At 70.0% G+C, this 20454-nt stretch carries 24 protein-coding genes and 1 tRNA gene; 11 read left to right on the plus strand and 14 right to left on the minus strand.

All coding sequences use genetic code 11. The features are described 5' to 3' along the window. The first annotated feature begins 96 nt into the window (after positions 1-96). The 4 genes from ACFSC0_RS16465 to ACFSC0_RS16480 all read left to right on the plus strand — a co-directional run bounded on the left by ACFSC0_RS16465 (position 97) and on the right by ACFSC0_RS16480 (position 2899). Positions 97-279 carry a hypothetical protein gene (locus ACFSC0_RS16465; protein WP_377281956.1) on the plus strand — a complete coding sequence of 61 codons (183 nt, stop codon included), beginning with the start codon at positions 97-99 and terminating at the stop codon, positions 277-279. An 84-nt stretch (positions 280-363) separates the two neighbouring features. Continuing rightward, entirely contained in the window at positions 364-1299 is a 936-nt protein-coding gene (locus tag ACFSC0_RS16470) for an aldo/keto reductase (RefSeq protein WP_377281957.1), read from the plus strand. 18 nt (positions 1300-1317) lie between these two features. After that, on the plus strand, positions 1318-2160 hold the full coding sequence (locus tag ACFSC0_RS16475) for an LOG family protein (RefSeq protein ID WP_377281958.1): 843 nt from the start codon (positions 1318-1320) through the stop codon (positions 2158-2160). Continuing rightward, positions 2153-2899 carry an SIR2 family NAD-dependent protein deacylase gene (locus ACFSC0_RS16480; protein ID WP_377281959.1) on the plus strand — a complete coding sequence of 249 codons (747 nt, stop codon included), beginning with the start codon at positions 2153-2155 and terminating at the stop codon, positions 2897-2899. The genes ACFSC0_RS16475 and ACFSC0_RS16480 overlap by 8 nt, the downstream gene beginning before the upstream one ends. Here ACFSC0_RS16480 and ACFSC0_RS16485 read toward each other — a convergent pair. Continuing rightward, complete coding sequence (locus tag ACFSC0_RS16485) at positions 2896-3519, minus strand: M23 family metallopeptidase (RefSeq protein ID WP_377355207.1); 624 nt, start codon at positions 3517-3519, stop codon at positions 2896-2898. The two genes, ACFSC0_RS16480 and ACFSC0_RS16485, sit on opposite strands and share 4 nt — an antisense overlap. A 338-nt stretch (positions 3520-3857) precedes the next feature. Between ACFSC0_RS16485 and ACFSC0_RS16490 the strand changes: the two genes are divergently transcribed. Next, positions 3858-4130 carry a hypothetical protein gene (locus tag ACFSC0_RS16490; protein ID WP_377281961.1) on the plus strand — a complete coding sequence of 91 codons (273 nt, stop codon included), beginning with the start codon at positions 3858-3860 and terminating at the stop codon, positions 4128-4130. A 183-nt stretch (positions 4131-4313) separates the two neighbouring features. On the opposite strand, the gene ACFSC0_RS16495 is transcribed toward ACFSC0_RS16490, so the two are convergent. From ACFSC0_RS16495 to ACFSC0_RS16505, 3 genes are all read right to left on the minus strand, one after another. Continuing rightward, positions 4314-4514: a hypothetical protein gene (locus tag ACFSC0_RS16495; RefSeq protein ID WP_377281962.1), complete on the minus strand. Its 201-nt coding sequence runs from the start codon at positions 4512-4514 to the stop codon at positions 4314-4316. 173 nt (positions 4515-4687) lie between these two features. Next, positions 4688-5314: a GNAT family N-acetyltransferase gene (locus ACFSC0_RS16500; protein WP_377281963.1), complete on the minus strand. Its 627-nt coding sequence runs from the start codon at positions 5312-5314 to the stop codon at positions 4688-4690. Positions 5315-5416: 102 nt separating this feature from the next. Beyond that, the gene (locus ACFSC0_RS16505) at positions 5417-6097 is read right to left on the minus strand and encodes a TetR/AcrR family transcriptional regulator (RefSeq protein ID WP_377281964.1); all 681 of its coding nucleotides are present in this window, start codon (positions 6095-6097) and stop codon (positions 5417-5419) included. Between the two features lie 113 nt (positions 6098-6210). Here ACFSC0_RS16505 and ACFSC0_RS16510 point away from each other — a divergent pair, with 113 nt between their 5' ends. The 4 genes from ACFSC0_RS16510 to ACFSC0_RS16525 all read left to right on the plus strand — a co-directional run bounded on the left by ACFSC0_RS16510 (position 6211) and on the right by ACFSC0_RS16525 (position 12059). Beyond that, positions 6211-7044 (plus strand): phytanoyl-CoA dioxygenase family protein, encoded by an 834-nt coding sequence (locus ACFSC0_RS16510; RefSeq protein ID WP_377281965.1) that lies wholly within the window; start codon positions 6211-6213, stop codon positions 7042-7044. 10 nt (positions 7045-7054) lie between these two features. Beyond that, the gene (locus tag ACFSC0_RS16515; RefSeq protein WP_377281966.1) at positions 7055-7471 is read left to right on the plus strand and encodes a RidA family protein; all 417 of its coding nucleotides are present in this window, start codon (positions 7055-7057) and stop codon (positions 7469-7471) included. A gap of 11 nt (positions 7472-7482) precedes the next feature. Next, the gene (locus ACFSC0_RS16520) at positions 7483-9537 is read left to right on the plus strand and encodes an outer membrane protein assembly factor BamB family protein (RefSeq protein ID WP_377281967.1); all 2055 of its coding nucleotides are present in this window, start codon (positions 7483-7485) and stop codon (positions 9535-9537) included. A 203-nt stretch (positions 9538-9740) separates the two neighbouring features. Then, positions 9741-12059 (plus strand): TonB-dependent receptor, encoded by a 2319-nt coding sequence (locus ACFSC0_RS16525; protein WP_377281968.1) that lies wholly within the window; start codon positions 9741-9743, stop codon positions 12057-12059. A gap of 169 nt (positions 12060-12228) precedes the next feature. On the opposite strand, the gene purN is transcribed toward ACFSC0_RS16525, so the two are convergent. The 6 genes from purN to ACFSC0_RS16555 are packed head-to-tail and all read right to left on the minus strand — an operon-like array spanning position 12229 to position 17087. Then, positions 12229-12831: a phosphoribosylglycinamide formyltransferase gene (purN, locus tag ACFSC0_RS16530; protein ID WP_377281969.1), complete on the minus strand. Its 603-nt coding sequence runs from the start codon at positions 12829-12831 to the stop codon at positions 12229-12231. Next, the gene (locus ACFSC0_RS16535; protein WP_377281970.1) at positions 12828-13649 is read right to left on the minus strand and encodes an MBL fold metallo-hydrolase; all 822 of its coding nucleotides are present in this window, start codon (positions 13647-13649) and stop codon (positions 12828-12830) included. Before ACFSC0_RS16535 ends, purN begins: the two co-directional genes overlap by 4 nt. Further along, positions 13646-14431, minus strand: a complete 786-nt coding sequence (locus ACFSC0_RS16540; RefSeq protein WP_377282277.1) for a TatD family hydrolase — start codon at positions 14429-14431, stop codon at positions 13646-13648. The genes ACFSC0_RS16535 and ACFSC0_RS16540 overlap by 4 nt, the downstream gene beginning before the upstream one ends. Further along, entirely contained in the window at positions 14428-15423 is a 996-nt protein-coding gene (locus ACFSC0_RS16545) for a DNA polymerase III subunit delta' (protein WP_377281971.1), read from the minus strand. Before ACFSC0_RS16545 ends, ACFSC0_RS16540 begins: the two co-directional genes overlap by 4 nt. After that, entirely contained in the window at positions 15416-16051 is a 636-nt protein-coding gene (gene tmk / locus ACFSC0_RS16550) for a dTMP kinase (protein ID WP_377281972.1), read from the minus strand. The genes ACFSC0_RS16545 and tmk overlap by 8 nt, the downstream gene beginning before the upstream one ends. 31 nt (positions 16052-16082) lie before the next feature. Next, positions 16083-17087: a septal ring lytic transglycosylase RlpA family protein gene (locus ACFSC0_RS16555; RefSeq protein WP_377281973.1), complete on the minus strand. Its 1005-nt coding sequence runs from the start codon at positions 17085-17087 to the stop codon at positions 16083-16085. Positions 17088-17213: 126 nt separating this feature from the next. On the opposite strand from ACFSC0_RS16555, the gene ACFSC0_RS16560 reads away from it, so the two are divergent. Then, positions 17214-17303 (plus strand) — tRNA-Ser (locus ACFSC0_RS16560). A 21-nt stretch (positions 17304-17324) separates the two neighbouring features. Here the strand turns inward: ACFSC0_RS16560 and ACFSC0_RS16565 are convergent. The 4 genes from ACFSC0_RS16565 to ACFSC0_RS16580 form a co-directional block, all read right to left on the minus strand. Further along, positions 17325-17831, minus strand: coding sequence for a nucleotidyltransferase domain-containing protein (locus tag ACFSC0_RS16565; RefSeq protein ID WP_377281974.1), 507 nt, complete (start codon positions 17829-17831; stop codon positions 17325-17327). Then, positions 17828-18667 (minus strand): phosphotransferase enzyme family protein, encoded by an 840-nt coding sequence (locus tag ACFSC0_RS16570; protein ID WP_377355208.1) that lies wholly within the window; start codon positions 18665-18667, stop codon positions 17828-17830. Before ACFSC0_RS16570 ends, ACFSC0_RS16565 begins: the two co-directional genes overlap by 4 nt. A 50-nt stretch (positions 18668-18717) precedes the next feature. Next, entirely contained in the window at positions 18718-19086 is a 369-nt protein-coding gene (locus ACFSC0_RS16575) for a GNAT family N-acetyltransferase (RefSeq protein ID WP_377282278.1), read from the minus strand. Positions 19087-19344: 258 nt separating this feature from the next. Further along, positions 19345-19656 carry a hypothetical protein gene (locus ACFSC0_RS16580; protein ID WP_377281976.1) on the minus strand — a complete coding sequence of 104 codons (312 nt, stop codon included), beginning with the start codon at positions 19654-19656 and terminating at the stop codon, positions 19345-19347. Positions 19657-19923: 267 nt separating this feature from the next. Between ACFSC0_RS16580 and ACFSC0_RS16585 the strand changes: the two genes are divergently transcribed. After that, positions 19924-20454, plus strand: coding sequence for a recombinase family protein (locus ACFSC0_RS16585; RefSeq protein WP_377281977.1), 531 nt, complete (start codon positions 19924-19926; stop codon positions 20452-20454).

The raw sequence follows: 20454 nt of genomic DNA on the forward strand, positions 1-20454 counted from the left end.
CTCAAAGGTTCGTGAGGCCAACAGCCAAGCTCTTCCGTTTCACTCTGTTTCAGAGTTGATAATCCGTTAACGGGCCGCCCCGGACGGGAGACATCGATGACGCTCAACGTCGAGCTTGGCGAGATCGCCGCATCGAGTGACGAAATGGCTTACCGCGCTGCGCTGCAATGGCTGGAGCCGGAGGAGGAGACCACCAGCGTCTCGCTGTTCCAGCAGATCAACGAGCGCCGCGCCGCCTGCGAAAACCCCGAGGCGCTCCGGATCCTGCGCTCGCTCTGAGCCGCCGCCCATTGCGGCGACGCTCGCCCGCCGCCTACCATCGCGCCCGCGCCGCCAGAGCGCCAACGCGTAGGAGGGTAGGGGATGGAGTACCGCAGGCTGGGGAACAGCGGGCTGAAGGTCAGCGCCGTGGGGATCGGCTGCAACAACTTCGGCATGCGCATCGACCAGGAGGCGACCAACGCCGTGGTCGCCGCCGCCCTCGACGCCGGGATCAACTTCTTCGACACCGCCGACGTCTACGGCGGCAGCCAGTCCGAGGTGATGCTGGGGAAGGCCCTGGCCGGCCGCCGCGACGAGGTGGTGATCGCCACCAAGTTCGCCAGCCCCATGGGCCAGCGGCACGACCAGAAGGGCGGCTCGCGCCGCTATATCATGCAGGCGGTGGAGGCGAGCCTGAAGCGGCTCGGGACCGACTACATCGACCTCTACCAGATGCACCGCCCCGACCCCGACACGCCGATCGAGGAGACCTTGTCGGCGCTGGACGACCTGGTGAAGGCCGGCAAGGTCCGCTACCTCGGCAATTCCAACTTCACCGGCTGGCAGATCGCCGACGCCGACTGGATCAGCCGCTCGACGAACCGGGAGCGGTTCGTCTCCGCCCAGAACCTCTACAGCCTGCTCGAGCGCGGCTCGGCCCGCGAGGTGCTGCCGGCCTGCGAGCGGTTCGGCCTCGGCTTCCTGCCCTTCTTCCCGCTGGCTTCGGGCCTGCTCACCGGCAAGTACAAGCGCGGCGAGCCGCCGCCGGAAGGCACCCGCCTGGCCGCGTGGGGCAAGCGCGGGCAGGACGCCCTGTCCGACCGCAACTTCGAGAAGCTGGAGAAGCTGTCCGGGTTCGCCGAGCAGCGCGGCAAGGGCCTGCTGGACCTCGCCTTCGCCTGGCTGCTGGGCCAGCCGGTCGTCTCCTCGGTGATCGCCGGCGCGACCAGGCCCGAGCAGGTGCAGGCCAACGCCGCGGCGGCCGGCTGGGTGCTGACGCCGGGCGAGGTGGAGGAGGTGACGGCGCTCGTCGCCTAGCTTCTGCGTTACCGCCCCATGGCCGAAGAAAAGACGATCCCGCCGCCGCAGCCGCACGTCGAAGACATCAGCGGCAACGAGGCCCAGATGGCCTCGCCGAGCTACCGGCTCCCCACGCTCGACACCGAGTTCCTGCTCTCGGAGGAGATGCGCGGGGTCCGGTTCATGCTGGAGTTCGCCAAGGCCGACCAGGTCCTGCGGGCCTGGGGGATCGTCTCGACCATCGTGGTGTTCGGCAGCGCCCGCAGCCACGAGGCCGGCGATGGGCGGGCCGCCTTCTGGTACCAGCAGGCGCGCGCGTTCGGGCGGATCGCCTCCGAGCGGGGCGGGGCGCTGCTGCACGGCGAGCCGATCCGCCGCAACGTGATCGCCACCGGCGGCGGGCCCGGCATCATGGAGGCGGCCAACCGCGGCGCTTGCGACGCCGGCGCGCCGTCCATCGGCTTCAACATCACCCTGCCGCACGAGCAGGAGCCGAACGCCTATTCGACGCCGGAGCTGACCTTCCGATTCCACTACTTCGCGATGCGCAAGATGCACCTGGCGCTCAGGGCCCATGCGCTGGTGATCTTCCCGGGCGGCTTCGGCACCCTCGACGAGCTGTTCGAGATCCTGACGCTGCGGCAGACCGGGAAGGCGCCGGTCATCCCCATCGTGCTGTTCGACAAGGGCTACTGGACCAAGCTGATCAACTTCGAGCACCTGCTGGAGCACGGCATGATCAACCCGGTCGACCTGGAGCTGTTCAAATATGCCGAGAGCGCCGAGGAGATCTGGGAGATCCTGGTCGCCAACGGCCTGGAGACCTTCCAGGCGACGTCGACGCGGGCGAGGTTCGGGATGATGAAGCGCGATGGCTGACCCCGGACGGCTGGCCGAGTTGATCGAGCGGGCGGCGAACGTGGTGGTGTTCACCGGCGCCGGCATCTCCACCGAATCCGGCATTCCCGATTTCCGCAGCCCCGGCGGGGTCTGGAGCCGGATGAGCCCGATCTATTTCCAGGAGTTCGTCGCCAGTGAGGAGAAGCGGCGGGAGGCCTGGACCCGCGCCTTCACCGGCCGCGCCGGCTGGACGGGCAGGGCGCCCAACGCCGGCCACTACGCGGTCGCCCGGCTGGTGGAGCAGGGCAAGGTCTCGGCGGTGATCACACAGAACGTCGACGATCTGCATCGGGCGAGCGGCGTGCCGCCCGAGAAGATCATCGAGCTGCACGGCAACGCCACCTACGCATCCTGCCTCGAGTGCGGGATGCGGCACGAGCTGGAGGACCTCAGAGGGCCCTTCCTGGAGCGGGGAGAGCTCCCCGCGTGCCGCGACTGCGGCGGGATCGTGAAGACCGCCACCATCTCGTTCGGCCAGGCGATGCCGGAAGAGCCGATGCAGCGGGCGCAGGAGGCGACGCTGTCCTGCGACCTCTTCCTGGTGCTGGGATCGTCCCTGGTCGTCTATCCGGCCGCGGGCTTTCCGATCATGGCCAAGCGCAACGGCGCGCGGCTGGCCATCGTCAATCGCGAGCCGACCGAGCAGGACATGCTCGCCGATCTCGTCCTGCACGACGAGATCGGCCCGGTGATGAGCGAGGTGGTGAAGGTAAGCTAGCCGCGCAGGTCGGCGCGCACGGTCCGTTCGGCGATCACCCGGGTGGCGTCGATGCGGCCCTGGCCGGGCGCGGCGATCTCCAGGTGGACGTGGTCGGTGATGCCGGCGTAGCGGTCCTGCAGCGTGCGCACCTTGCCGATCGGCTTGCCGACGCGCACCGCGTCGCCGACCTTCACGTCCGGGTCGATGTAGAAGACGCGGGCCTCGTAGCCGAGCGCCGGGTTGGTGATCTCGACATAGCGGTAGCGGACGCTGTCGCCGTAGCAGTAGCCGATGTGGCTGACATAGCCGGAGATCGGGGCGACCACGGTCTGGCCGGCCTCGGCGACGTAGTCGACGCCCGCATGCCGGCGGCGGCCGCCGTCGCGGGAGGCGCCGAAGGCGCCGGAGCCGAAGTGGTCATGCTCGCGCGGGGCCAGGCCGGTGGGGTTGGCGAAGTCGGCCGCGCCGTCGCCGTCCACGTCCTTGCCCACCCAGACGGTCTCGTAGACCGGCTCCTCGACGCGCGGGAACAGCTGCCCCAGCCTCTCGGCGGTGAGCGCCTCGGCGCTGGTCTGGCGGGAGGTCAGGTTCGCCCCCACATAGCCGCTCGCCTGGGCCGCGACCGCGAAGAACGCCACGCACCAGATCGCGAGCAGCGCAAAGACCGCCAACCGCTTCCAATGATTGTGGGTGGGCGCGTGCGCGCGCGTTTGATCCACCAGGTCCACCTCTCTAGATGATGCAATTGCTCCGCTTAGCGGGCTGGATTTTCTAAGGTTTGGCGGAGCACCGCCGGCCGGCCTCTGCGGGCCTTGGCACTGTCCTAATATGGGACTCTGGCGCGCGGTCGCGATGCGGCATGCTGACGCCCGCCGGGCGAGGGCTGGGCGGAGCCCGTTGAATCATGCCGAAATACAGCCGTCGGGCCCTGGCGCCCGCTCGGCAGTTCTGCTTTTGTTCCATTCCTGGAGGCGAGATGGCTCACGACGGCTCGGATTGGGGAATGATGGAACAGGCGGCGAGGGCGGCTGGGCCGCCGGCGGGCATGCTCGTGGCGCGGTGCCTGTCGGCCAACTGCGGCGCGGAGAGCGCGCTGGATCTGGGGGACTGGATGGAGGCCGGGCACGGCCTGCCGCTGAGGGCCTTCGAGGCGCGGCTGCGGTGCGCCTGCGGCGGCCGGCGCGTGCGGCTGGAGCCCGTCACAGGCGAGCTGCCGCCGATGAACCCGGCGATCTACCGTTTCCGCTGAAAAGGGATGGCCCCGCCGCGAACGGCGGGGCCTGGGGGGCTGGTTGTGCTGCGCGGCTCTGTCGGGGGGTGGGCGCCGCGCACTTCCTCAACACAGCGCGGGCAGGCCAGTTCCCGTATCGCGCGAGAAAATCCCAAGGCAGCGCTTTGCGTGTGCTCGTTGTGGGTAAGGGCCGACGGGACGTCAGGACCGCCAGGCCGCCGGGACGCTCGGCCAGGTGTGACGCGGCGAACGTTCCAGGGCCGCCAGCTCGACCTCGGACAGATGCAGCAGCTGCGGCGGGCGCGGCAGGCCGCACTCGGCGGCCGTCGGCTTCAGCGCCGCCCCCGATCCGACGCCGACTGCCGCAGCGGCCAGCGCCCCGGACATCGCGGGGGCGAGCATCTTCCGCTGTGAGGGCCTGAAGGACATCCCGAGCGCTCTGACCGATCCCGTTGCGGATCGGACCCCAAACGAGGGGCGGGGGCGCGAGTTCCTGCGTATCGCCGCCGCCGGAGCATGCGAACGCTCGCGCGATCTCGATCTGCGTCCCCGCGGCGCCGGCGCCCGTGGCGCAGCTACGGCCGCAGCTGCAGCACGCAGAGGCCCACCGTCGCGTCTTTTTCGGGGTCGCCCTGGGCGCCGACCAAATCGCGCTCGACCAGCGCTTGATGCATGGGTTGATCGATCCACCGGTCGACGCAGGTGAAGCCGCGGCTTGCGTAAGTCGCTTCGGTCTGGCCGCCCATGAACTGCAGGATCTCACGGGCCGGCGGCATGGACTTGGCGACGATCGCCGCAAATCCCTCGCTGCGCGCCCAGTGGATGAGATGATCCAGGAGCGCGACGCCGAGGCCCCGGCCCTGGTAGCGCGCATCCCTGTCCTTGCCCGCGGTCAGCTGACCGACGTGGTAGCAATAGATGCAAAGCGTGGCGGCGGGCAGGGGAGGGTCGCGCCCTGCGAAGTCGCCCCAGTAGTCCGGACTGAAGAGCCCGGCGGCCGACCGGAGTCCTGGCCGATGTCGCCGGAACTGCAGCTGTCCGACGTGCTGGTCGCCGTCGAAAGCGAGGATCGCGGCCGCGCCCAGGTCGCGGATCCGATCAGCCGCCTCGGCGGCGCCTCCGTGACAGTCGAGCGGCGCTTGGCCGAGGTCTTCGAGGCCCATGGGCCGCAGGCGGATCGCGCTCAGTTCAAGGTCGCCCATTCTCTCGCCGTCCGATCCTGCCCCGACGACCACGTCGGGTCGGCGAATAACATCACGGGTGTGATGCAAAATAAAGCGCGGCGCTGACGACCGAAAGCGGGATCAGGCGGAGCGTTTTCCGGGCGAGGGCGCGGGCGGCGAGATGATGGCCATGGTGGCGTCCAGGAGCGCCTTCACTCGTTTCGGCCCGAAGCGGGCAGGCTCGATCGGGTAGAGCATCATCCACCCGTCCCCCATCGCGCTGAGCTGGTCGGCCAGCAGGTCGGCGGCGATGTCGGTGCGGACCCAGCCCTGCTGCTGCCCCTTGGCCAGAATCGAGGCGAAGACGCCGCGGTAATGGGCGTAGCGCCGTTGATATGCGGCGGCGAGGGCCGGTTCGTTGCGCGCGTAGGCGAGCAGCTGGAAGCCGGCCGCCCAGACGGCGTCTTCCGTGGTGGTGATCTCGAGCCAGCGTTCGAACCCACGCCTGACGCTGGCCGCGTCGTCGCCAATCTCCAAGAGCTTGTCGAACTGGTCGAAGCGGCTCTCGATGACGGCGGCCATCATCGCTTCCTTGTTGGCGAAATAATATGAGACGGCGCCCGTCGTGCATCCGGCGCGTTTGGCGACCCGGCGCAGGGATGCGGCGGCGATGCCCTCCTCGGCGATCACCTTCATCGCCGCTTCGAGCAGTTCCGCGCGCCGGCCCTCGCGGTCGCCGACCGGCCGGCCGCGCCCCCGGCGGGGCGGAGTCTCCGCCGCCGGTCTCGGAGCGGACTTGGTGAGGGCTTGGTCGTCGGCCATGCGGCCAAGGATAGCCGGTTCGCCCTGGCTTCCAATTATCATAACATTCGTTGCGCAAAATAGGGGCCGCTGATACGGTGCTTCCACAAGAACAATGTGCGGAGGACGCATCGATGGAAGACGCTCTGCGAAAGGCCTACCGGGAGGACGGCGCGGTCCTGATGAAGGGGGTGCTGAGCTCCGAGCAGCTCGCGCAATGCCGCGAGGCGTTCGACTGGGCCATCGAGAACCCTGGTCCGCATGCCAGCAAGATGATCGGCAGCAGCGGCCAGCGGGCGCACGTCGACAACTGCAACCCTCTGGCCAAGCCCAAGCTCGACGAGCTGGTGGCGTCCCTGCCGCTTGGCCGGATGTTCGCCGACCTCTGGGGGTCGCAGAACGCCTGGTACTTCGCCGAAGAGGTGTTCCTGAAAGAGGGGGGCGTGGGCGGGCGCACCCTTTGGCACCAGGACACGTCGTATCTGCCCTGGGCCGGCCTGCACTGGGGCAACGCCTGGATCAGTTTCGAGGCCGTGCCCAAGGCCAATGCGCTGGAGATCGTCCGCGGCTCGCACCTGGGCCCGCGCTACGACGGCACCACCTTCAGGAACCCGGAAGACCCGACCGATCCGCTGCACGGCGGGGACGTCTGGCCGCGGCTGCCGGACGTGGAGGCCGAGCGGAGGGCCGATCCTGGGGCGTTCGAGATCCTGTCATGGGCGACAGAGCCGGGGGACGTGCTGGTGCTGCATCCCGGCACGCTGCACGGCGGCGCGGCGGTGGACGCCGAGTTCCCGAACCGCCACACGCTGGTGCTGCGCTTCTTCGGCGACGACGCCACCTTCAGTCCGCTGCCCGACGAGAGCCGGTCCGGGTACGCCCGCCAGGGGGTGCTGTTCAAGAAGGAGCTGGCCGGCCTCGAGGCCGGCGCGCCCTTCCGCTCGCCCGTCTTCCGCCAAGTCGTCTGAGGACCGGATCATGAGCGAGCAGGACCGCCGGCGCCGGCAGATCATCCCGGCGCCGATGCAGGCGATGTACGACGCCTATCACTTCGCCCCGGCGACCCGGGTCGGGGACATGATCTGGGTCTCCGGCCAGGTCGGCATCGACGCGGCGATGAAGCCGGGGGTCGGCATGGAGGCGCAGGCCCGCCTGGCGTTCGAAGGGCTGAAGACCATCCTCGAGAGCGCCGGCGCGACCCTGGCGGACGTGGTCGAGCTGATGACCTTCCACACCGACCTTCGCGGCGACATGGCGGAGTTCCGCAAGGTGAAGGACGCCTATTTCCCTGACCGGTACCCGTCCTGGACCGCCGTCGGGGTCACCCAGCTGGCGATGCCCGAGTTCCTGGTGGAGGTCCGCGCGGTGGCCGTCGCCGGCTCCGGCCTGGCCTGACGGGCCCAGCCATGAAGGTCGCAAAGGCCGCCGTCCTGGCGCTGTCGATGCTGGCGGCCGCGTGCTCGCGCGGCGCCGGCGATCCGGCGAACACCGACTGGGCGCTGCTCGGCAACGGCTCCCAGATGCAGCACCACGCCGCGCTCCGCCAGATCGACAAGGAGAGCCTCGACGAGCTCGGCCTGGCCTGGGCCGTCGACATGCCCACCACCTACGGGCTGGTGGGCAATCCGCTGATCGAGGGCGGCGTGGTCTTCCAGGGCGGGCCGGGCGGCCAGATCTTCGCCAACGACCTGAAGACCGGGAAGCTCCTGTGGCATTTCACGGCGGAGTATCCGGACGGCTCCACCGAGGACCAATCGGTGGGCGGCTATTGGGCCCGCCAGTTCAACCGCGGCGTGGCGCTCTACAAGGGCAAGGTGATCATCGCCACGGGCGATTGCCGGCTGGTGGCGGTCGACCAGAAGACGGGCAAGCAGCGCTGGGAAGCACAGAGCTGCGACTCCAAGCTCGACTACGGGATCACCGGCGCCCCGCGGGTCGGCGGGGGCCTGGTGTTCATCGGCAATTCGAACCAGGAGCTGGGCACGCAGCGCGGCTTCGTCGATGCTTTCGACGTCGAGACGGGCAAGCGCAGGTGGCGCTTCTACACCGTGCCCGGCGACCCGGCCGCCGAGACCGATCCGTTCTACCAGAAGATCGCCAAGACCTGGGGGACCGGCTGGTACGCCAAGACGCGCGGCTCGGGCTCGCCCTGGGACGCGATGGTCTACGACGAGAAGCTGCAGCAGCTGATCATCGGCACGGGCGCCCTTGGGCCGGGCGAGCCGAACCTGCGGGCCGCAGACGCCGGCGACGAGCTCTTCACCAACTCGGTGGTCGCGGTGGACGCACGCACCGGCAAGTACCGCTGGCACGCCAAGCAGGTGCCGCACGACGGCTGGAACTATGAGGCGGCGGTGGGCCTGATGCTCGCCGACCTGCCGGTGGACGGGCAGGTCCGCCGCGCGGTGATCTCCGTCCCGAAGCAGGGCTTCGCCTACGCTTACGACGCGGCCACCGGCAAGTTCCTGGGCGGGACGCAGTACGCGCAGATGACCTGGGCGAGCGGCCTCGACGCGCAGGGGCGGCCGATCCAGAACCCCGAGGCCATGTACTGGAACAGGCCCGGCCAGGAGACGCTGGTGCTTCCCGGCGGGATGGGCGCGCACGGCTGGGAGGCGCTGGCCTTCAACCCCAAGACCAACATCCTCTACGTGCCGGCGATGGTGATGCCGGTCAGCCGCACGGCCGAGGGTCACTACGACTGGTATTACGGGGATCGCCCCGACGCCAAAGTGAAGCCACGCGGCGAGGTGGTGGCGATCGACATGGCCAGCCATTCGGTGAAGTGGCGCACGACGACGTCCAGGCTGCCGGTCAACGGCGGGCTGCTGCACACCGCCGGCGGCCTCGTCTTCCAGGGCCTGGCGGACGGGCGGCTGGTCGCCTTCGACGAGGCGACCGGCGAGATCCTGTGGAGCCGGCAGACGGGCGGGGCGATCCGCGCCGCGCCGTCGACCGTCACGCTGGACGGAGAGCAGTACCTTGTCGTCGCCACCGGGAACGGCGGGGCCTCGGCCTCGGCATCGCTGGTCGGCCGCTACAGCTCCACGCCGGAGGCGCGCACGCCGCCGCGGCTGCTCGCCTTCAAGATCGGCGGGACGGCCGCCTATCCGCCGCTCGCGAAGGCGGAGCCCGCGCCGGCGCCGCCTGTCCCGCGCCAGGACGCCGCGCTGGCCAGGCGCGGCGAGGCGCTCTTCGCCGCCTATTCGTGCGAGTACTGCCACGGGACCGACGGCGGCGCTTCGGTGGGCGGCGGGATCCCCAACCTGAACCGGACCCAGCTCGACCTGACGCACTTCAAAGGGGTGGTGCAGGGCGGCGATCGCAGGTCGGGCGGCATGCCCCAGTTCAAGGCCCTGACCGACGCCGACGTGGCGGCGCTCTACGCCTACGTCATCAACGCCGCCTGGGACGCCCGGGAAGGCAAGAGGTCGGACTCGGGCCAGCACAAGGCGTTCTGACGCGGGCGACGGGCCCTGAGACGCGAAGTCCCACGTCGCTCGTGACTTGCGCCGCGGGGCGGCGGGCGGGGAGGGGACTTCGAAAGCATCCAGTTCCCCGCTTTCAGGCCGCGATCCCCCCTTGCATTCTCTAATTAACATGACAACTGTGATGCTAATTAGAACGACGCGTTCAAAAGGCGTCGGACCGGGGAGAGGCCAGGATGCCGAAGAAGCTGTCGTGGACGCGTCGTTGGATGCTGATGTGCGCCACAGGCGCGTCCTGTCTGGCGGGCTGGAGCGCTGACGCGCAGCCGGAGGCCGACCGGGCGACCCAGATCGACGAGATCATCGTCACGGCCCAGCGCCGCGCCGAGAGTCTTCAGGACGTACCGATCTCCGTGACGGCTCTGGGGGGCGATGACATCGCCGACGCGGGGCTGACGAGCGCGACCGATATCGTCACCCAGGTCCCAAATCTTCAGGCCGTGAACACGTTCGGCAATTCGACACCGCAGTTCACGCTGCGCGGGGTGTCGAACACGGAGTTCAACCCGAGCTCAAACACGCCGATACCCGTCTACAGTGACGACCTGTTGCTCAACAATCTCGCCGCGCAGGGGTTTGCGCTGTTCGACCTCGACCGCGTCGAGGTTCTGAAGGGGCCTCAAGGCACGCTGTTTGGCTACAACGCGTCGGCCGGCGTCATTCACTTCGTCTCGGCGCAGCCGACGGGCGCGCCCGAGGGACGTCTGCATGCGAGCTACGGCAGCTTCAACGACAGGTCCGTCGACGGGTCGATGAGCGGGCCCATCGTCGGTGACTGGGTGCGCGGGCGGCTGGCTTTCACGGCGCGCGACACCGACGGTCACTTCAAGAACCTGATCGACGGCGAGCCCTTGGGCGAGGACGAGCGCTGGGCCGTGCGCGCGCTGGTGGACGTGGACCTGGGCGAGAACACGCTGGCGCAGATCAAGCTCCAGACGGGACGTTTCCTCGGTCAGCCGACCATGCGGCCGGCGGAGCAGGAGCTCCAGCCCCTTACCGGCCAGGTGCTGGGCGGCACGTACGACCTGTATTCCACGACCCGGCAGTTCGAGCGCGTCAGGGCGACGGAGCTGTCCCTGCGCCTCACGCATCGCTTCGATGGATTCGATCTCAATGCGGTGACGGGCGGGGTGTCCACCAAGACGCACCTGGCCTTCAACTACGTGGATGGGGTGGTGCAGGGCGTCTTCGACCTCGGCTACGGCAATGGACCGGTGCAGACACCCTACTATGGGGTCCAGAGCGGAAGGGCCGAGTCCGATCAGTTCAGCCAGGAGGTGCGCCTCTCGTCGACGACTGAGAGCCCGCTGCAGTGGATCGTCGGCGCATTCTACATGCAGGAAGACCTGCGCAGCACCGGCTCGTTCCTGTTCGGGGACGACTCGGGCGCGTTCGGCTATCTGGACGGCGGCGCCCCGGCGGTGTTCCTCGTGCTCGACGACTACGAGCAGGACATCAAGTCGGTGGCCGTGTTCGCGCACACGACCTATCAGGCGACGGAACGGCTGAAGTTCACGCTCGCCGGTCGGCTTTCACGCGACAAGCGGCGGCTCGACCAGGACTTCTACAACTACGACGGCTTCGGCACCTACATCGACCCGCGGACGGCGAACCCCTACGACGTCAGGCCGGACGACGTCGTGGACCTCACCGGCGTGCAGAACGTGAAGCACGACCGCACCTGGGAGTTCTGGAGCGGCCGGGTAGGGGTCGACTACCAGGTCGACCCCGACAAGCTGCTCTATGCGAGCGTGTCGAAGGGGGTGAAGAGCGGCGCCTTCAACACCGCCGCGTTCATCGACGTCGCCGAGATCAACGCCGTGGATCCTGAGGAGCTCGTCGCCTACGAGGCGGGCGCCAAGACGGAATGGCTCGACCGCCGCCTCCGGCTGAACGGGTCCGTCTTCTTCTACAAGGTCGACGGGTACCACCAGAAGGTCGTGAACGAGTTCGGGCAGGAGCTGCTTCAACCCGCCAAGGACGTCGAGTTCCGCGGCTTCGAAATCGAGGCGCGCGCAATCCCTGTCGAGAACCTGGTGCTCTCCTTGGGCGCTGGCTGGTCCGAGGGGGAGTACAAGGACTTCCTCAGCCCGAACGACGCCGGGGGCTTTGACCAGCTCGCCGGGAACACCGTGCCTTACACAGGCCGGTGGGATGTGAGCGCCGACATCTCCTATTCGTGGCTCATGCCCAACGGCGGGCTGCTGGAGCCGATGGTCGAGTACTCCTACCTGCAGGGCGCGTTCAGCGAAGAAACCAACGAGCCCAAGGACATCAGCCTCTCTCCGGAGGCCAAGACCGACGACATTCACCTGGTCAATGCGCGGCTGTTCTACACGCTGCCAGGCGATCGGATCCGCATTGGCGTGTTCGCGAACAACCTGTTCGAAGAAGACGGCGTCCTACGGCGCACGCCGCTCGACATCTTCGGCAACACCCTCAGCATCTATGCGCCGCCGAGGACCGCAGGCGTGTCGATTGCGGCCAGGTTCTGATCGGACGAATGCGCCCCTGAGGAAGAAGTGGGCGGTTCGCTGGCCGTTCCGCAAGTCGGGCGGCGGGCCGCCGCCCGGCCGTATTGCGCATCGCGACAGGGGGCGGGTTCGAGGGGGCGCAGGCGTTCTTCGCCTAAGGAAGATTATCGGAAATACGAGGAGGCCGCTCTCAAGGCAGCCGGCACGTCCCCTCGGCGATCCGCTGCAGCGTGTCGACGAAGAACGGCGGCTCCAGCGCCAGGATGCGGGCTTCCAGGGTCTCGGCGGTGTCGCCGGGCTCCACTGGGACGGCGCGCCGGGCGACGATCGGGCCGCGGTCGTATTCCTCGTCCACCAGATGGATGCAGATTTCGCTCTGCGCGACGCCGGCGGCGATGACCGCCTCGTGCACGCGCCGGCCGTACATGCCTTCGCCGCCGAACGCCGGCAGCGGGCCCGGATGGATGTTCAGGATGCGGTCGTGGAATCTGGCCAGCGTCGTCGGCCCGAGGCGCCGCAGGTATCCGGACAGCACCACCAACTCGACGCCCGCGGCCTCGAGCGCGGCGCAGAGCCGCGCATCGGCGGCGTCCGGATCGCTCTGCGTCGGTATGCACAGGCTAGGCACGCCGTGCTCGGCGGCGAAGCCCAGCGCCGGCGCGCTCCTGTTGTTGCTCACCAGCAGGCGCGCCTCGGCGTCCAGCGCCCTGCCCTCGATCGCGTTAACGATCTCGCGCATCGCGCTGCCGTTGCGGGACGCGAGGAAACCGAGCTTAAGCGGCGGGAAAATCAAGGAAACTCCGTCCCTAGCGCATGCTCGATCACGAGGCCGTCGTAGGCCGGTTCGACCCCCTCTGGAAGCCTGGCCGCCAGGTCGCGGTAGTCGAGGTCGATGTGCAGGTTGGTGAGGATGGCGCGCTTCGGCTTCACCCGCGCGATCCACTCCAGCGACCGCTCGACGTGGGCGTGGGTCGGGTGCGGCCGCCAGCGCAGGGCGTCGACGATCCAGACCTCGACGCCTTCGAGCGCCGCGAACGCCGCCTCGTCGAGGCCGACCACGTCGCTGGAGTAGGCCACGCCGCCGAACCGGAAGCCCACCGAGCGGACGCCGCCGTGGTCCTGGTCGAAGGTGGAGACCGGAATGGCGCCGGACGGGCCGTCCAGCATCCAGGTCGCCCCATGCGCCGGCAGCTCGCGCGCCTCGCAGATGGCCGGATAGCCGCCCTCGGCTTCGAAGATGTAGCCGAACCGGCGCATCATCGAGGCGTGGGTCGCCGCATCCATCAGGCACGGGATCTTCGCCCGCTGGCGGATGAAGAAGGCCCGCACGTCGTCGATCCCGTGGGTCTGGTCGGCGTGGTCGTGGCTGAGCAGCAGCGCGTCGAGCCGCTTGACCCCCGCCGCGGCCGTCTGCAGGCGAAGGTCCGGCGAGGCGTCCACCAGCACCGTCGTCTCCTCCCCCTCCCCGGCCTTGCGCCGGACGAGCAGTGAGCAGCGGGTGCGGGCGTTCTTCGGCTCGGCGGGATCGCACACGCCCCAGTCGCCGTCGGCCCGCGGAACCCCGCCGGATGAGCCGCAGCCCAGGATGGTGACCTCCAGCACGCCGCTCATGGCCGCGGAATCCGGTCGAACAGCGCGAAGAAGGCGTCCTCGGTCCGCTTCTCCGCGTCCTGGACGCTCCAGCCGCGGATTTCGGCCAGCTTCTCCAGCACCTGGGGCAGATAGGCCGGCTCGTTGCGCCGTCCCCGGTGGGGCACGGGCGCCAGGTAGGGGCAGTCGGTCTCGACGATGATCCGGTCGGCCGGCATCTCGCGGACCACGGCGCGGACGTCCTCGGCCGTCTTGAAGGTCGCGATCCCCGAGACCGAGAACCAGGCGCCGAGGGCCGCCGCGCGCCGGGCGAGCTCGGCGCCCGAGGTGTAGCAGTGCATCAGGAGGCGGAACGGCCCGCGGGCGTACTCCTCCTCGAGGATCTGGCCCATGACGTCGTCGGCCTCGCGGGTGTGCACGACCAGCGGCAGGCCGGTGCGCCGGGCGGCTTCGACATGGACCCGGAAGACGCTGGCCTGGATGTCCCGCGGCGACAGGTCGTAGTGGAAGTCGAGCCCCGTCTCGCCGATGCCGACGACCTTCGGATCGGCCGCGATTTCGCACAAGGTGTCGGCCGCAAGCTGCGGATTCTCCTTGGCTTCGTGCGGATGGGTGCCGACGGTGCACCAGATGTCCGGCGCCTCCGCCACCGCACGCACGGCGGCGAAGTTGGACACCCGGTCGCAGATGTTGACCATCAGGGCGATGCCCGCCTCGCGCGCCCGGTCGATGACCGCCTCTCGGTCGGGGTCGAACTGGGGCGCGTGCAGGTTGACGTGGCTGTCGATCAGCATCCGGTTCAGGCGCGGGCGGCGGCCTTCAGCTCCTTGAGGGCCGCAAAGAAAGCGTCCGCGCGGTCGAGATTCAGCGCCTCGGCCTCGCGCGGCAGGCGCTGCAGCGTCTCCCACGCCGCGGCCCAGCGATCAAGCGCCGCCGGCTCGCCGCGGGCTTCGGCGACGAAGGCGTGGATGCGGGCGGCCAGCCGCTCGAAGGTCAGCGCGAAGAGCGCCGGCCCCTCCCCGCCCCGGAACTTGTCCGCCAGCGCCAGAGCCGCGGCTTCGTTCAGTTCAGGCAGGCCGGAGATGATCGCCCGCGCCGCCTCGTCCACTTCGATGGCCGAGCTCGCCGCCAGGGTCAGCGCCCGGCCGGGCGCGCCGCCGCTCATCCGCGCCAGGTGCAGGGCGTCCTCGGGCGTGGCGTCCGCGTAGCGGCGGGCGAAGGCGGCCACCTCCTCTTCCGGCAGCGGGCTGAAGGCCAGCCGGCGGCAGCGCGAGCGGATGGTGGCCAGCAGCTTGCCGGGCGCGTGGCTGACCATGAACAGCACGCCCCGCGGCGGCGGCTCCTCCAGCGTCTTCAGCACGGCGTTGGCGGCGTTGACGTTGAGGTCGTCCGCGGCGTCGACGATCGCCACCCGATAGGGCGCGGTCGCCGGCGACTTGGAGAAGAACTCGGCCAGGGTGCGGGCCTCGTCCACCGGGATGACCTTGCGCGGCTTGCCGTCCTCGGTCAGCCGCTCGAGCACCAGCAGGTCCGGGTGGGACCGGGCGATCACCTGACGGCTGACGGGATCGGACGGGTCCGATCCCAGCGGGCCCAGCCGCGGCTCGGGTGCGGCGCCCAGCAGCCGGCGCGCGGCGCGGTAGGCGAAGGTCGCCTTGCCCACGCCCTCCGGGCCGGTCAGCAGCCAGGCGTGATGCAGCCGCCCGCGGGCCCGGGCGTCCTCGAACGCGGCCTCGCTGGCCGTATGGCCGACCAGGTCGAACACCTCGCGCGGATGCGGCGGCGCCTCAGGCATGGAGCGGCAGGCGGGCGCTCACCGCCCCCCAGATCGCCTCGCCGACGTCGTCGACCGGCTGGGCGGCGTCGATCACCACACAGCGGCCGGGCTCGGCCCGGGCGATGGCCAGGAAGCCCTGGCGCAGCTTCTCGTGGAAGGCGGCGCCCTTGGATTCGAACCGGGTCTCGTCGCCGGCCCGCTTGTGGGCCCGCCGCAGCCCCTCCTCCACCGGCAGGTCGAGGATCAGGGTGAGGTCGGGCCGCACGTCGCCCAGAACGTGGGTCTCCAACGCGGCGATCAGCGCCGGGTCGGTCCCGCCGCCGGCCCCCTGGTAGGCGCGGGTCGAGTCGGCGAACCGGTCGCAGACGACCCAGGCGCCGCGGGCCAGGGCGGGCGTGATCACCCGCTCGATGTGGTCGCGGCGGGCGGCGTACATCAGCAGCGTCTCGGTGATCGGGCTCCAGCGGTCGGCGGCGCCGGTCACCAGCAGGTCGCGGATGCTCTCCGCGCCGAAGGAGCCGCCCGGCTCGCGGGTCGCCACGACGTCGATCCCCGCCTCTTCCAGGCGCGCGACCAGCGCCCGGACTTGGGTCGACTTGCCCCCGCCCTCGCCGCCTTCGAAAGTGATGAACCGCCCGCGCGCCACGGCGCCAAAATGGCGCGTTCGGCGAGGAAGTCTAGCGGCGCACCACGCGTGCGTCGGTAAAGCCCGTCGCCACCACCCGCTCGCGCAGCATCGCAGCTTCCGTCTCGTCGGCCGGGCCGTCGATCAGCACGCGGTAGACGTTCACCCCGCCCTCGTAGACCGTCTCGATCTTGGCCCGGGCGATGCCGGAGGCGTCGATGGCGTCGGCCCGCTTGCGGGCGTTGTCCCAGTTGGTGAAGGCGCCGGCCTGGATCCGGTAGGCGGCGGTCTGGCCGATGGCCGTGGTGGCCGGCGCCGTCGTCGAGACCGGCGTCAGCGCCGGGGCGGCGGGGGCCGGCGCGGCCGGCGGCAGGTCGAGCGGGGTCAGCTCGGCGGCGGCGACTGTGCTCGGCGAAGAGACCGTCTTCGGGGGCGCCCACAGGTCCTCGGCCGGCGCGGCGGGCGGCGGATTGGCGATCGGGGTCATCGCCGTCACGTTCGGGCTGCGGGTGTTGGAGGCGTACTGCACGCCGGACGCCGGCAGCTGGGCCGGGCCGAGGTAGCGCACCCGCACCCGCGCGGTGCCCTTCTGCTCGAAGCCCAGCCGGCGGGCGGCCTCCTGCGACAGGTCGATGATCCGGCCGGCCACGAACGGGCCGCGGTCGTTGACCCGGACCTCCATCTTGCGGCCGTTCTCTAGGTTGGTGACCTCCACCCAGCTGGGCAGCGGCAGGGTGGTGTGGGCCGCCGAGACCAGCGCCTGGTCGAAGGTCTCGCCGTTGGCCGTCGCCTTCATGTGGAACCCCGGGCCGTACCAGGAGGCGATGCCGGTCTCGTCGTAGTCCGGCTGCTCGCGCGGCACATACCAGATGCCGCCCACCTGGTAGGGCTTTCCGACCTTGTAGTGCGGCCCGGAGATCCCCGCGCCCGGCGCGTCCGGCGAGGCGGGCAGCCGCGCGGCGAACTTGGGGCTGGCGCAGGCGGCCAGGCTCGCCCCCGCCAGGAGGACGAGCGCGAGCGAGCGGGCGGGACGGGCGAGAGCGCGGACGGCGGCCATGGCGGGGACCTCGGCGGATGGGGTGATCGGCCCCATCCTGACGGCCGAGCCTTGCAGCAGGGTTAACGAAACCCTTCCGAACAGGCTGTGGAGCCCCCTCCCCGCCCCTGCTAGAAGCGCCCTGCCGGACGGGTGGCCGAGTGGTTTAAGGCAGCGGTCTTGAAAACCGCCGTGGGTTCACGCCCACCGTGGGTTCGAATCCCACCCCGTCCGCCACGTCGTCGCCGGTTTCAGGTCTCAACGGCGATAGGTCGGCGGAGGCGGAAGGCCGAAGGCTTCGGCGAGGGCGCGGACGTCCTGGTGGTCCTTGGGCCGGGTGGGATATCCCGTGTGACTGGCCAGCTGGTGCTCGGCCGTCAGGCAGTTGACCGGGACGCCGCCGATGCGGCCCTGCCCCTGCAGCGCCGCCGCGGGATAGGCCTGCCCGTTCTCCGGCGGGCCGTAGATCCCGTTCCCGGCGGCATCGATGACGACGACATGGACGTCGATGCGGCGCCTGGCCGTATCCTGGAGAACGAAATTCCAGGGACGCTCGTCCGGCGTGCGAATGGAGGCAAAACCCCGGCCGGCCAGTACATCGAGCATCCTCGCCAGCTGGCGCTCCTCGACCACCACGTCCAGGTCGTCGTGCGGCCGGGTCTGACGCCCGAGCAACGCGTCCACGCCCCAACCGCCGTCGAGCCAGACCCGCACGCCGGCCTCCGCCAGGGTTAGGTAGACCGCAAGCGCATCCTCGGCGGTCACTGGTACCGCCGCGTCTTGCCGAACTGCTGAACGTGCCAGGCCAGGTCCGCAGGGTCGAGCGCGCCGCGCGCCTGCGCCTTCGCGAGCATCCGCCACAGGCCGTGGAACAGTCCAGCGGTCCACAGCGCGTCCAGCTGGGCGAGATGGCGCTCATCAATCGGCCGCTGCGACAGGTAACCCGCCACGACGGCGTCGTGATAGCCGCGCCGAGCGAAAGCGAGGTCTGCGGCGGCGACATCCAGGTGGCTGAGTTCGAAGTCGAGAAGGCCGACGCAGCGGCCGCCCACGGATTTCAGGTTCCAGGGCGCCGGATCCCCGTGCACGAGCTGCCGAGGGGCGGCGGCGAAGACTTCGGGGAGCGCCCGCGCCTCCAGAGCCTCAAGCTGGCGGCGGACCAGGCGGGCCACTTCGGAGTCGGCGCGCTCCAGGAGCGCCAGCAGCTCGTCGCGCCGGGCCGTCCCACCGCCGATCGGCAGCGCGCCGTCCACGACGCTCACCCACCCCGGCCTCTGCCCCGGCGGCGGCAGGCCGGCCAGCGCGTCGTGGAACTCGGCGAGCAGGCGGCCGAGGCGGCGATAGCCCCTCGGACCGGCCGGGCCGCGCGACAGGACGCGCCCGGGCAGGTAGACGTGAAGGCTCCAGGCAACCTCGCCCAGCCGAAGCGGCCCCGCCAGCAATTGCGGCGTCGGCCAGCCGGCCGCGGCCAGGCGTGCGACGACCTCGTCCTCCCAGGCGATCTCCCCGTCCGTTTCATCGCCGTAGCGGCGCAGCACCACGAGCCCCGACTCCGTTCGCGCCAGCCAGTGGGCGCGGAGGCGGCGGGAGAGCAGGCGCACGGCGCGAGGTGTCACGCCAAGCGCGCGGAGGGCTTTGACTGGACCCGGACTCAACCAGGCGTCTCAGTCGGAGCCGGCGCCGCAGCCCATGTCAGCCAGGACGAGACGCGGCGCCCCTCGTCCAGCGTGAAGTCCTGATCAGGCCGGCGCGACAGTCCGAGACGTCCCATCACCGCTCTTGAGCGGGCGTTGTCGGGGCCGGTGTAGGCGAGCACCTCGTCCAAGCCGACACGTGAGAAGGCGTCATCAAGCACCGCGCGGGCGGCCTCGACCGCGAATCCCTTTCCCCAAGCTGCGCGATGGAGCCGCCAGCCCGCGGAGTAGTGACTTCCAAGAGGGTGACCATCTCCGCTAGCGCTGACGCCCACATACCCACGAACGCACCGTCCTGGACGAGCGACCAGTGGCCGAAGCCCCAGCGCACAAAATGGTCAAGGTAGCGTGCGAGCTTGATGTCGGACTTTTTGCGGCCGAGCGGCCGGCCAGCGTCGGCCATGACCTCCGGGTCTGCGTGCAGTGCGGCCAGCGCATCAGCGTCGCCCGGCCCAAGCGGCCTGAGCACGAGTCTCGGCGTCTTCAGGATCACCCGCAGTTCCTAGGCGGACGCGGTGACAGTTTCGAGAAGCGGGCAGGCGCCGCGGGCGGATGACCGCCCGGCGGCGCCCAACCAGGTCGGCTTAGCGCAGGCTCGCCGACTGGAGCTTCTTGAGCCGCATCATCTCCGGCCTGCTGATGCAGCGCGGGGCCGACCAGGACTCGCCCTTGGCCGTGGCGCGGTCGGCGGTGACGAACTCGGCCGAGCCGAACTCGCGGGCGAAGCCGCGGCGGGTCAGGTCGGAGCGGTCGCAGACATAGAGCACCCGGGCGCCGTCGCCGGCGACCTGGGCGGAAGCGTCCTTGCCCGCTGCGGTCGCGGAGGCCGCGTCCTTGGCGAGGGCGGGAACGGTGGCGAGGGCGGCGATCGCCAGCCCCAGAGCAATGGAACGCATGACATTTTCCTCCCGTCCGCCCGGTCTTGCGGCCGAGTCGGACCTGTCGTTGAGGAAAACCTTATAGCATGGCCATGGTCTGCAAAGCATTTATGACGGTTGACCCGAACGGCAATTTTTCGTGCTGGACGGCCCCACATTGACACCGGGCCGTCGCAGGCTTCTTGCTTCCGTCACCGAGACTTCACCGGACTGTCGCACTCCCCCGAAATAGTCCCGCCGCCAAGCTGAAGGGGTGAGCCCGTCTCCCCCGCGTGGGGGGCGTCGTTGCGCTACGGTATCGTTCGAGGAGTCGCGTCGCTGCCGCCGGCGGCGGCGCAACGTGAGCGCCTGCAGGCCGAAGCGTGCGATGTCATCGTCGAGGAGGGCGAGCCCACGCCGGAGAGCGAGCGCCGGCTGAACAAGCTGCTGTTCGGGATCAAGCGTGGCGACGAGGTGCTGGTCTGCAGCCTGGAGAGCTTCATGCGCTCGACGGGCGAGCTGGTGCAGCTGTTGCGCGACCTGCTGGAGATCGGCGCGGCCGTGCGGATCCTGAACGGCGAGGCCTCGAACCACACTTTGCAGCCGTCCGAGGCGGCGACCGAGCTGCTGTCGCTGCTGGCCGAGCACGAAACCCGCCGGCCCTCGCGCCCGAACCTGCGCGCGCCGGGCCGCATCGGCGGCGGCAGCCGCAACAAGCTCTCCAAGTACCAGATCGACTACGCCCGCAAGCTGCACGCCGAGGGCCAGTCGCTGCGATCCATCGGCCTCCTCTTCCAGATCTCGCCGGACGAGGTCTGGGAACTGATCGGCAGCTGA

The organism is Phenylobacterium terrae (assembly GCF_042681205.1).
GTDB classification, from domain to species: domain Bacteria; phylum Pseudomonadota; class Alphaproteobacteria; order Caulobacterales; family Caulobacteraceae; genus Phenylobacterium; species Phenylobacterium terrae.

Excerpts from the sequence above, each read along its gene's own strand:
- ACFSC0_RS16465 (WP_377281956.1), top strand. The coding sequence starts at position 97 with ATGACGCTCAACGTCGAGCTTGGCGAGATCGCCGCATCGAGTGACGAA.
- ACFSC0_RS16470 (WP_377281957.1), top strand. The coding sequence starts at position 364 with ATGGAGTACCGCAGGCTGGGGAACAGCGGGCTGAAGGTCAGCGCCGTG.
- ACFSC0_RS16475 (WP_377281958.1), top strand. The coding sequence starts at position 1,318 with ATGGCCGAAGAAAAGACGATCCCGCCGCCGCAGCCGCACGTCGAAGAC.
- ACFSC0_RS16480 (WP_377281959.1), top strand. The coding sequence starts at position 2,153 with ATGGCTGACCCCGGACGGCTGGCCGAGTTGATCGAGCGGGCGGCGAAC.
- ACFSC0_RS16490 (WP_377281961.1), top strand. The coding sequence starts at position 3,858 with ATGGCTCACGACGGCTCGGATTGGGGAATGATGGAACAGGCGGCGAGG.
- ACFSC0_RS16495 (WP_377281962.1), bottom strand. The coding sequence starts at position 4,514 with ATGCTCGCCCCCGCGATGTCCGGGGCGCTGGCCGCTGCGGCAGTCGGC.
- ACFSC0_RS16500 (WP_377281963.1), bottom strand. The coding sequence starts at position 5,314 with ATGGGCGACCTTGAACTGAGCGCGATCCGCCTGCGGCCCATGGGCCTC.
- ACFSC0_RS16505 (WP_377281964.1), bottom strand. The coding sequence starts at position 6,097 with ATGGCCGACGACCAAGCCCTCACCAAGTCCGCTCCGAGACCGGCGGCG.
- ACFSC0_RS16510 (WP_377281965.1), top strand. The coding sequence starts at position 6,211 with ATGGAAGACGCTCTGCGAAAGGCCTACCGGGAGGACGGCGCGGTCCTG.
- ACFSC0_RS16515 (WP_377281966.1), top strand. The coding sequence starts at position 7,055 with ATGAGCGAGCAGGACCGCCGGCGCCGGCAGATCATCCCGGCGCCGATG.
- ACFSC0_RS16520 (WP_377281967.1), top strand. The coding sequence starts at position 7,483 with ATGAAGGTCGCAAAGGCCGCCGTCCTGGCGCTGTCGATGCTGGCGGCC.
- ACFSC0_RS16525 (WP_377281968.1), top strand. The coding sequence starts at position 9,741 with ATGCCGAAGAAGCTGTCGTGGACGCGTCGTTGGATGCTGATGTGCGCC.
- ACFSC0_RS16535 (WP_377281970.1), bottom strand. The coding sequence starts at position 13,649 with ATGAGCGGCGTGCTGGAGGTCACCATCCTGGGCTGCGGCTCATCCGGC.
- ACFSC0_RS16545 (WP_377281971.1), bottom strand. The coding sequence starts at position 15,423 with ATGCCTGAGGCGCCGCCGCATCCGCGCGAGGTGTTCGACCTGGTCGGC.
- ACFSC0_RS16555 (WP_377281973.1), bottom strand. The coding sequence starts at position 17,087 with ATGGCCGCCGTCCGCGCTCTCGCCCGTCCCGCCCGCTCGCTCGCGCTC.
- ACFSC0_RS16580 (WP_377281976.1), bottom strand. The coding sequence starts at position 19,656 with ATGCGTTCCATTGCTCTGGGGCTGGCGATCGCCGCCCTCGCCACCGTT.